The sequence below is a fragment of the Pseudomonadota bacterium genome (genome assembly GCA_039028935.1).
In the GTDB taxonomy this organism is placed as follows: Bacteria; Pseudomonadota; Gammaproteobacteria; order Steroidobacterales; family SZUA-146; genus SZUA-146.
Map to the genome: position 1 here is coordinate 1 of JBCCHD010000068.1, position 9,213 is coordinate 9,213.

The window sequence follows — 9,213 nt, forward strand, 5'->3', positions numbered from 1 at the left end:
AGCTAAAGTCGGTGTTGACGACATTGAATGGAAACGGAAAAGACTCTTTGATCGAACCAAACCAGTTGTCACCATTGAACTTCATGACGCCGGCCTCCCAAAATTCGTAGGCCAGGATAAGGCGTAAGAAAAGCTGCGGCAAAAATTCGTTAAGTGTGTTGAGCGGGCGTGTCACCACTTCCCACAGTGCAATCAGTCGATCCATTTTTTTAGCTCCCCGTTTTGTTAATGACTGGCTGCGTGCCAAGCACGATGTCGTGACGACGCAGATTTTCGAGAATGTCCCGGCCGCCGTCGATCACAACGTTTGGGTCCGGATGTTGAATTTCGCCAGCGATACGAGTCAGCAAAGCTCGTCCACTTTCGGTGTCGTTGTCGCCCATGAGCTCGAGTAGCCGCGCCGTCACCGGGTTGATTTCGATAAAGCCCACTTTATCGGTCAAGTCGCGGTACACGACGATAAACACCGGAATCTCGTTGGGTGATTCGGGTTGAAAATCGGGTTTAATTTGGTGCACGGGATAGCGATAGGCGAGTGACCACGCAGCCGGCGACAGTATTGGCACAGCGTCAATGAGGTCGCCATCGCGATCGGCCGGTAAGGCGTCAAGATCGACATCCATCACGGACACGGCCAGTTCCGCCCACTCATAGTGCGCGAGCTCATTTAGGAACGGGGGGTCTGACGCATTGTCGCGTTCGTCAGTTAGGAAATTCAAAAACTCTTTGGGAATTTCCAGAAAGTAAGGCGTATCGCTCTCATGATTCGCAAAAAAGTCGCGGGCCATTGCATGCCAGCGCTCATCGGAATACAGCTTACGGATCACTGGGAACGAACGACTCAGAAACCCTTCGACGTTGTTGTAAAACAGGTCTCGATAGACCGCCATGCGCCGGTCTTCAATATTGTCTGGTCCTTTAACGGCATCCGGATTGCGGATATGGGCGGCAAAGGCGTACTGGTGCTGCTGGAACAGCGGCCGATCAGCCATGACTGACTTTGGCGGGCGTGTTGCGTTCGTGCCAACGCGCCTGCGCATCACGAATCTGATTAAGTTCCTTCGTCAGGTCGGTGACTGAGGGTATGTTGAAGTCGCGTTCGAGCAGCGTTGGGACGACGCCACAGTGATCATACGCCGCGTCGAGCAATGTCCACACGTCGTCGCAGACATCACTACCGTGAGTATCGACACGAAGGTCTTCGGCTTCGACATAGTGTCCAGCCACATGAAAGTAAAACACACGATCTGCTGGCAGGGCGCGTAAATACTCGTAGGCGTCGTAGCGATGATTGATGCTGTTCACCAAAATGTTGTTCACGTCCAGCAGCAAACCACAGTTGGCCTCATCAAGCACATTGCGAACAAACTCGATTTCTTTGATCTCCTGGCCGGGCGCAGCGTAGTAGGACACATTTTCTAACGCGATTTGTCGCTCGAGAATATCCTGTACGCGCTTAACACGATCGGCCACCCAGGTGACGGCCTCGTCCGTAAACGGAATCGGAAGTAAATCGTAAAGATGTCCATCGTCGGAGCAGTAGCTCAGGTGTTCGGTGTACGCCTTAATGCCGTGTTCATCTAAGAAGACCTTAAGGTTTTTCAGAAAGGTTTCATCCAGCGGCGCTGGAGAGCCAATCGACAGCGACAGACCATGGGTGACGAAATCGTGTTTCTCGGTAAACGAACGAAACTCTTTTTTAAGACGGCCGCCCAGACCCATCCAGTTTTCCGGTGCCACTTCAAAAAAACTGATTTCGTCTGGCGTGTGTTCCTGAAGCGGTTTGACCAGTTCCCGACGAAGGCCGAGTCCGGAGCCGCTGACCGGATACTGTCCGTGTGTGGTAAAGGTTTTCACGATGCTGCTTCCTGTTTCGAGCCGTGCGACGGCGCACAGTCTCTGTGTCTTAGTTGACCTGCCATGCCATCAGTTTATTACACCCGCATGCATTTCGCCTCGCGGCAGTGCGGAAAGGGCTGAATTAGCGGCTATTTTTGCTCAATCAGTGATTGGACGGCCTGAAAATAGCGCTGCTCGTCTGGTGGTTGCTGGTAACGCTGCGCACGCCAGAGTTCTTCAGCCAGTTTCTCGCTCAGCTGATGTTCCGCGTCGTGCGCCTGGCCACAGCGAGCCTCAAGCGCAAGAAACGCGGCGCGAATGCCTTGAGGCCGATCGGTGCTGATCTGATCACGCACAGCAAGATGCAGCGACAGGTGCATAAAGGGGTTGGTTTGACCCAGTTCTGTTGGGTAATCCTTGTCCAGCGGTTCACCGGCGTGAAGCGCGCTGGGTAAGATGTCGTGGCGATATTCCGGATGTTCCTGGATAACCGCCGCAATTTGGGTCTCCAGCGCGGTGAGTGGCTGTCCAGCTTCGGCTTTTTCAAGTGCATCGCGATACAAGGCGCGGAGGCTGGCGCGATCATTCCCAAACATGATTAGCGCGCACCGCGACCGGTGAATGCATTGCGTAACGCAAGCAGTCCGCCCAGCGTTAAAAAGGCGCCGGGTGGCAGCAACATCAGTAAGAACCCATCGTGCAAGGTGATGGTCCAGGACTCAGCAGCTGAGCCAAACAACGTGTGCATCGCGCTAAACACAGTACCGGCACCGATGAGCTCGCGAAGAAACCCGAGACAGGCCAGTACGACAGTAAACCCCAGTCCATGAGCGAGACCATCAACCACAGCCCGTGGCGGCGAATGGCGTGATGCAAATGCCTCAGCTCGGGCAATGATGGCGCAGTTCGTCACAATCAGCGGCACAAACAAACCGAGCACTCGGTGCAATTCGAACAGATAGGCGTGGAGGGCGATGTCGATCATCGAGACCAGTGTCGCAATGAGCAGTACATAAACTGGAATGCGCACGAACGATGCCGTGATGGGGCGGGTCAGTGATACGAATAAGTTCGACAGTACCAGCACAAGCGTGGTGGCGATTCCCAGGCCAATGCCGTACGCCAATGTGGTGGTGACGGCCAGCATCGGGCACAGGCCGAGCAACTGCACAAAGCCCGCATTGCGGTGCCAGACCCCATCCCACCAAACGGTCGCAAAGGCGGGTTGTGTCACAGACTCCGACGCGAGGTCGGGCGCTAGGTCGGAAGCGGGCTGATCGGTGGTACTCATCGGGACAGCATCAGGTTGACTCGTCGGTGGCCGGCGACGTGTCGTCAGCGGGTCGCGCGAAAATCTCGTCGCGATGCGTATCAAAATACAACAGTGCGTTTTTAACGGCAGCCACGACTGCTCGTGGGCTCACGGTGGCACCGGTAATCTGATCGAACGCACCTCCGTCTTTTTTTACCGTCCACTCCGCCGCCGAGGGATTGGTTAACGAGCGGCCATTAAACTGACGAATCCAGTCGCTGTTTTTTAGCTCAATTTTGTCACCAAGACCGGGCGTTTCTTTGTGTGCGGCGATGCGAACCCCCGCGAGTCGACCGTCCGCATAAATTCCGACCAACAATTTAATCGGTCCGCTGTAGCCGTTGTCAGCCGTTACCTGCAGCACCGCTGCGCGGGACTGGTCATTGAGCCGGGCGCGACAGATGTAGGCGGAGTCGTCCGATCCCAGTAGCTGAGCATCCGGTGCTTGCGCGTCGATATAGATCAAGTCGTCGAATACGTTGTTGTTGTAATCGGTATCATTGAGCAACTCTCGAATCTGACGCATTTCCCATTCACGTTCATTGGAGGCAATCTGATCGGCGTACTGGCGCTGCATGGAATTGAGGCTCATGGCGGCAAACAGCCCCATACCGGCCAGAATGCCAACCGACAGAATGCCGCTACCGCGCATGGCCGTAGGCCCGTGGAATCGTAAAATGATCGATGAGTGGCACTAGCATATTCATGAATAATACCGCGAATGCGACGCCATCGGGATAGCTCCCCCACGCTCGAATGGAATAAATGAGCACGCCAATACCCAACGCATAAAGTAGCTTGCCACGACGACTCGTCGCGGCGGAAACGGGATCGGTCGCGATAAAGAAGGCGGCGAGCATGACACTTCCACTCAGCAGGTGAAAGAACACGGGCGAGTAGGCATCGCTGTCGATCATGCGACCCGCCAGCGCGGATAACACCACACCGCCTATCACGCCGATGGGGATATGCCAGCTAATGAGACGACGAAACACCAACCAGACTCCGCCGATCGCGATTAGCACATTGATGGTGATCCAGGGATGCCCGCCATAGGCCGACAAGCGCGGATCGAGCAGGAGCTCGCTGAGCATGGCGCCCTGCGTGAGTCCGGTCTGCACCGAATCTAACGGCGTGGCGCGGGTAATGTGATCCCACGATAGGTCATCGGGTAAGGCGCCGGTGAAGGTGACGTGCAGCGTGTGGAGCCACGAGAGCGCGTCATGCTCACCGCGTGGTTGTGTCCACAAAGCCAACTCGGTGGGGAAGCTCACGAGCACGACGGCATAGCCGGCCATCGCGGGATTGAACGTATTAAAGCCCAGTCCACCATACAGATGCTTGGCGACAATCATGGCGAATGCGGCGGCGGTGGCGGTGACCCACCAAGGCGTCAGCGGCGGTAGGGCGAATGCGATCAATACGGCCGCGAGCAGTGCGCTGCCGTCCTGTAAATACGGCTGCCGAGGTTGTCCGCGCAGCGTGAGCATGAACGCTTCGCATGCGAGCGCCACACACGCGGCAATCAGTGTGTTCAACAATAGTCCCGGACCAAAGAACCATACATGCGCCAGTGCCGCCGGAACCAGCGCGAGTGATACTTCGTACATGATGGCGCGCACCGAACGCGCTCGGCGAATATGTGGCGCCGCGATCATGATGAGTCGCCTTTTTTGCGCGCCTTGGCGCGTGCTACGGCGGCGAGTATGTCGGACTGTTTTTGTTTGGCGTCGCGGGTCGCCTGCTGACGCTCGGCCCGGGCCGCATCGCGTTCTTGCTGTTGACGCAGCAATCGCTGTTCGCGCTGCTCATAGCGCTCGCGGGCCTGATTCGAGCGGGCTTGCTGTTGCGAGCGAAACCAAAGTTCGTCTTTCGCGTAACGAAAATATTGCGTCAGCGGCAGATTGCTCGGACACACGTAGTCACAACAGCCGCATTCGATGCAGTCAAATAGATGAAAATCCGGTAGGCGCTCAAGGTGGCTGCTGCGCGCATGATAGTAAAGCTGTTGCGGTAGTAGGCTGGCCGGGCACACCGTCTCACATTCGCCACAGCGTATACAGGGCATCGTGTCATTGAGTTGGCGCGCGTTCTCCTCGGGCATCACCAATATACAGTTACACCCCTTATCGATCGGCACGTCCGTCGAATCGACGGTAAACCCCATCATTGGACCGCCAACAATGAGTCGGTGCGAACCGGGCAGTAGGCCGCCGGCGTGATCAAGTAGGCTTTGAATGCTCGTGCCAAAGGGCGCGATGACGTTTTGGGGTTGGGCGACGCCGTCACCGCATACCGTAACGATGCGCGATGTAAGCGGACGGCCGGTTGCAAACAGGTCAAACACCGCCGCTGCCGTGCCGACGTTATGGCACAGATAGCCAATGTCCACTGGCAGCCCGTCGCTTGGGATTTCTTTGCCTGACAACACCTGGATAAGTTGACGTTCGCCGCCTTCCGGGTACTTGGCGTGCACCAAGCACAGGGTGAAGCGGGAATCACTGAGGTCCTCAAGCGCCTGCTGCATGGCGTCGATCGCCAGCACTTTGTCTTCCTCAAGCGCAATCATACAGCGATTGATTTGCAAGATATGCAGCATCGATTGCGCGCCACGCATGATGTCGCCTGCACGCTCGCGCATCAGCATTTCGTCGCAACTGATGTACGGTGCGCATTCCGCACCGTTTAACACCAGCGTGTGCAACGACTGATCGGCTTCGGCAGTGAGCTTCAGTGCTGTTGGAAAGGAAGCACCACCGAGACCGACGATGCCGGCGTCCGCTACGCGCTGACGCAGAATATTCGGATCGACCAGACGGAAATCGGTGTCAAGTGGGGCGGCGAAGTCTTGCGCTTGCTCGCGGTCGGCGAGAATCTCAACGCACGGTGCTGACAAGCCAGAGCGGTGGGCGATGACCCGTGACTCGATGCGCCCAACAGTGCCGGCGATGGTGGCGTGCACATTGGCGCTGAACGCGCCATCGGCCAGACCGATTACACTGCCAAGGCCAACTTTGTCGCCACGTTTTACACACGGTCGCGACAGTTTGCCACGATGTTGCAAGAGTGGTACCCAAACACGATCAGGTAGTGCCAACGTGCTGATCGGCTGCGCCGTTTGTTGTGCTTTGTTCGGCGGCAGCGACAGCCCACCCGGGAAGTCGTGTAACGTCAGCGCCGTCATCCGTGCGCCGCCGGCCGTTCGGTACGCCAAGTGGTGGGTGTCACCGCCATGTCGATCATGTCGATACAGTCAACGGGGCACGGTTCTACGCACAGATCACACCCGGTGCAGGAACTGGCGATGACCGTATGCATCAGTTTGGGCGCGCCGACGATCGCGTCGACTGGGCAGGCGAGGATGCATTTTTTACAGCCTATGCACAGGTCTTCATGAATGTAGGCTACTTTGGCAGGCGCCTCGATGCCATTCTCAGGGTTGAGCGGCATGGCCTCCCGACCCAGTAGGACCGCCAAAGCGTCGATCGTCGCTTCGCCACCGGGCGGGCACTGATTGATGTTGGCCTCGCCAGCCGCGATGGCTTCGGCATAAGGCCGGCATCCGGCATAGTTGCATTGGCCGCACTGTGTTTGTGGCAGTTCTGCATTGATCTGTTCGACCACCCGCTCTCCGGCGGCTTCGAAACGGGGGCGGTAACGCCGGTCGACCACGTAGAGCAGCAAGCCAACAAGCAGCATAGTCAGTGTCAGTACGATCGTCGCCGCACCGTTTCCCTCAAAGCCCATGTCAACGCACCATGCCGGCAAAACCAACAAATGCAAGGGCCATAATACCGGCGCTGATTAAGCCGATGGCGGCCCCGCGAAAGGGCGCGGGAATGTTGGCCAGTTCCAGTCGCTCGCGTTGTGCGGCTAATGCAAGCAAAACGAGTGAAAAACCGGCCGCGGCGCCAAAGCCATAAAAGAGCGATTCAACAAATGAATGCTGTTCGCGCACATTGAGTAACGCCACCCCTAACACGGCGCAATTAGTCGTGATGAGCGGTAGAAAAATTCCCAGAACCTGATGCAACATCGGCGAAATGGCGCGCAGTGTGATCTCAGTGAATTGCACCACCGCGGCGATGATCACAATGAAGCAGATGATGCGCAGATGATGGAGATCGAAGGGCGCGAGAAGAAAGTGATTGAGCGTCCAGCTAATACCGGAAGCGAGCGTGAGCACAAAGACGGTGGCAAAACACATGCCGACCGTGCCCTCCAGGCGTTGCGTGACGCCCATAAACGGACATAGGCCTAAAAACTGCACGAGGATAAAATTGTTGACCAGTACAGTCGCAATAAACAATGCAAGCAGTTCGGTCATGATGTGGCGTCGTGATCAGGTCACGCGCTGGCCGGGTTCAGCGCCTTCGTCGGGCGATAAAATGTACACGCCCGAATCGTTGCTGGCGGCCAGCACCATGCCTTCCGACACGCCAAAGCGCATTTTACGCGGCGCGAGGTTCGCCACCATGACCGTCAGGCGTCCAATTAAGTCGGCAGGTGCATAACTACGTTTTATGCCGGCAAACACATTGCGCGTTTGACCGTCCCCAAGATCGAGCGTGAGCTGCACGAGTTTGTCGGCGCCTTCCACCGCCTGCGCGTCTAGAATGCGCACAACGCGCAGATCCACTTTCTTGAAATCATCGATCTGAATCCAGGCTTGGTCGTCGCCATTGCTCGCCTCGTTTGGCGTTGACAGCATCGCGGCGCGTGCCTCGGCATTCGCGCGCTCTTCGGCCAACATAGCTTCGACTTGTTTGCCCTCCACACGTGCCTTGAGTGGCTTGAAACGATTGATGGAGTGACTGAGCAATGGCTGATCAATATCATCAAACGCTGTCACCGGTGCATTCAAAAATTCACTTGCTTGCTTGGACAGCGCGGGGAGCACGGGCGTCAAATAGACCAGAAGCGCTCGAAACATATTCAGCCCCTGTGTGCAGATCGCCTGAACCTTCTCTTCGTTGCCCGCCTCTTTGATGAGTTTCCAAGGCTTGTGGTGATCGACATACTGGTTGGCTTTGTCGGCAAGCTCCATGATCACACGTGCGGCACTCGAGTAGCGTCGCGCCGCATAGTCGCTGCTGATGCTCGGTTTTGCGTCGATGAAGGTTTGGTAAAGGTCCGCATCGTCAAGTGAGGCGCTGAGTGTGCCGTCAAAATTCTTGCTGATAAATCCAGCGCACCGACTAGCGATGTTTACGAATTTGTTGACGAGATCGGCGTTCACTCGGGCGACAAAGTCTTCACCATTAAAATCAAGATCATCGATGCCGGGACCCAACTTAGCGAAGAAGTAGTAGCGCAATGCCTCCGGGTCAAGATGATTGAGGTAGGTCCGTGCACCAATGAGCTCGCCTTTGGATTTGGACATCTTGGCTTTGTTCAGCGTCAGATGGCCGTGTGCAAACACACTCGTGGGCGTTCGATAGCCAGCACCGGCGAGCACAGCGGGCCAGAATAGGCTGTGAAAATAGATGATGTCCTTGCCGATAAAGTGATACACCTCGTGTTCACTATCTGGACGCCAGTAATCGTTAAACTCAATGCCCTGTTTGTCGCAATAGTGTTTGAAGCTGGCCATGTAGCCAACGGGTGCGTCCATCCATACGTAAAAATATTTTTCGTCGGTGCCAGGAATTTTAAAGCCGAAATATGGGGCATCGCGTGAGATGTCCCAGTCTTTCAAACCTGCCTCAAACCACTCAGTGAGTTTGTTGTGGATGGCCCCGCTCACGCCGCTTGATACGAGCCACTCGCGAAGCGTCGGCTCAAACCCAGGCAACTTAAAAAACAAATGTTCTGACTCTTTGGCAATGGGTGTGGTGCCAGACATGACAGACACCGGATCAATCAGATCGAGCGGATCATACGTCGCGCCACAGCTGTCGCAATTATCGCCGTACTGCCCTGGCGACTTGCAGTTGGGGCAGGTGCCGGTCACATACCGGTCGGGCAGAAGAAAGAGTGAGAGAGTAGAAAACTACATGAGGGCAATACAGAATGAGAGCTGGACGTCCCAGTCAAGTCCAGTCCCGTTGAGTCGAGGCGAG

General features: G+C 56.1%; 11 protein-coding genes. All 11 read right to left on the reverse strand.

Annotated elements, in window-relative coordinates:
* A partial coding sequence (locus tag AAF465_17020) for a DoxX family protein (protein ID MEM7084427.1) occupies positions 1-205 on the reverse strand: 205 nt, incomplete at its 3' end.
* Positions 206-209: 4 nt separating this feature from the next.
* Positions 210-992, reverse strand: a complete 783-nt coding sequence (locus AAF465_17025) for a putative DNA-binding domain-containing protein (GenBank protein MEM7084428.1) — start codon at positions 990-992, stop codon at positions 210-212.
* Positions 985-1,857, reverse strand: a complete 873-nt coding sequence (locus AAF465_17030) for a DUF692 domain-containing protein (protein MEM7084429.1) — start codon at positions 1,855-1,857, stop codon at positions 985-987. Before AAF465_17030 ends, AAF465_17025 begins: the two co-directional genes overlap by 8 nt.
* A gap of 131 nt (positions 1,858-1,988) precedes the next feature.
* A complete protein-coding gene (locus tag AAF465_17035; protein ID MEM7084430.1) occupies positions 1,989-2,435 on the reverse strand; it encodes a DUF1841 family protein in 447 nt (148 codons plus the stop codon).
* A 2-nt stretch (positions 2,436-2,437) separates the two neighbouring features.
* Complete coding sequence (locus AAF465_17040) at positions 2,438-3,130, reverse strand: electron transport complex subunit E (GenBank protein ID MEM7084431.1); 693 nt, start codon at positions 3,128-3,130, stop codon at positions 2,438-2,440.
* Between the two features lie 10 nt (positions 3,131-3,140).
* On the reverse strand, positions 3,141-3,803 hold the full coding sequence (gene rsxG / locus AAF465_17045; protein ID MEM7084432.1) for an electron transport complex subunit RsxG: 663 nt from the start codon (positions 3,801-3,803) through the stop codon (positions 3,141-3,143).
* Positions 3,793-4,809, reverse strand: coding sequence for an RnfABCDGE type electron transport complex subunit D (locus AAF465_17050; protein ID MEM7084433.1), 1,017 nt, complete (start codon positions 4,807-4,809; stop codon positions 3,793-3,795). Before AAF465_17050 ends, rsxG begins: the two co-directional genes overlap by 11 nt.
* On the reverse strand, positions 4,806-6,335 hold the full coding sequence (rsxC, locus tag AAF465_17055) for an electron transport complex subunit RsxC (protein MEM7084434.1): 1,530 nt from the start codon (positions 6,333-6,335) through the stop codon (positions 4,806-4,808). The genes AAF465_17050 and rsxC overlap by 4 nt, the downstream gene beginning before the upstream one ends.
* Complete coding sequence (rsxB, locus tag AAF465_17060) at positions 6,332-6,898, reverse strand: electron transport complex subunit RsxB (GenBank protein ID MEM7084435.1); 567 nt, start codon at positions 6,896-6,898, stop codon at positions 6,332-6,334. Before rsxB ends, rsxC begins: the two co-directional genes overlap by 4 nt.
* A 1-nt stretch (position 6,899) precedes the next feature.
* Positions 6,900-7,478: an electron transport complex subunit RsxA gene (gene rsxA / locus AAF465_17065; protein MEM7084436.1), complete on the reverse strand. Its 579-nt coding sequence runs from the start codon at positions 7,476-7,478 to the stop codon at positions 6,900-6,902.
* 15 nt (positions 7,479-7,493) lie between these two features.
* Positions 7,494-9,119 (reverse strand): methionine--tRNA ligase, encoded by a 1,626-nt coding sequence (gene metG / locus AAF465_17070; GenBank protein ID MEM7084437.1) that lies wholly within the window; start codon positions 9,117-9,119, stop codon positions 7,494-7,496.
* Between the last annotated feature and the right edge of the window lie 94 nt (positions 9,120-9,213).

What these genes read in the sequence shown, in the direction of transcription:
- AAF465_17040 (MEM7084431.1), bottom strand. Translation starts at nt 3,130, where the DNA reads ATGAGTACCACCGATCAGCCCGCTTCCGACCTAGCGCCCGACCTCGCG.
- rsxA (MEM7084436.1), bottom strand. Translation starts at nt 7,478, where the DNA reads ATGACCGAACTGCTTGCATTGTTTATTGCGACTGTACTGGTCAACAAT.
- AAF465_17035 (MEM7084430.1), bottom strand. Translation starts at nt 2,435, where the DNA reads ATGTTTGGGAATGATCGCGCCAGCCTCCGCGCCTTGTATCGCGATGCA.
- AAF465_17050 (MEM7084433.1), bottom strand. Translation starts at nt 4,809, where the DNA reads ATGATCGCGGCGCCACATATTCGCCGAGCGCGTTCGGTGCGCGCCATC.
- rsxG (MEM7084432.1), bottom strand. Translation starts at nt 3,803, where the DNA reads ATGCGCGGTAGCGGCATTCTGTCGGTTGGCATTCTGGCCGGTATGGGG.
- rsxC (MEM7084434.1), bottom strand. Translation starts at nt 6,335, where the DNA reads ATGACGGCGCTGACGTTACACGACTTCCCGGGTGGGCTGTCGCTGCCG.
- rsxB (MEM7084435.1), bottom strand. Translation starts at nt 6,898, where the DNA reads ATGGGCTTTGAGGGAAACGGTGCGGCGACGATCGTACTGACACTGACT.
- AAF465_17025 (MEM7084428.1), bottom strand. Translation starts at nt 992, where the DNA reads ATGGCTGATCGGCCGCTGTTCCAGCAGCACCAGTACGCCTTTGCCGCC.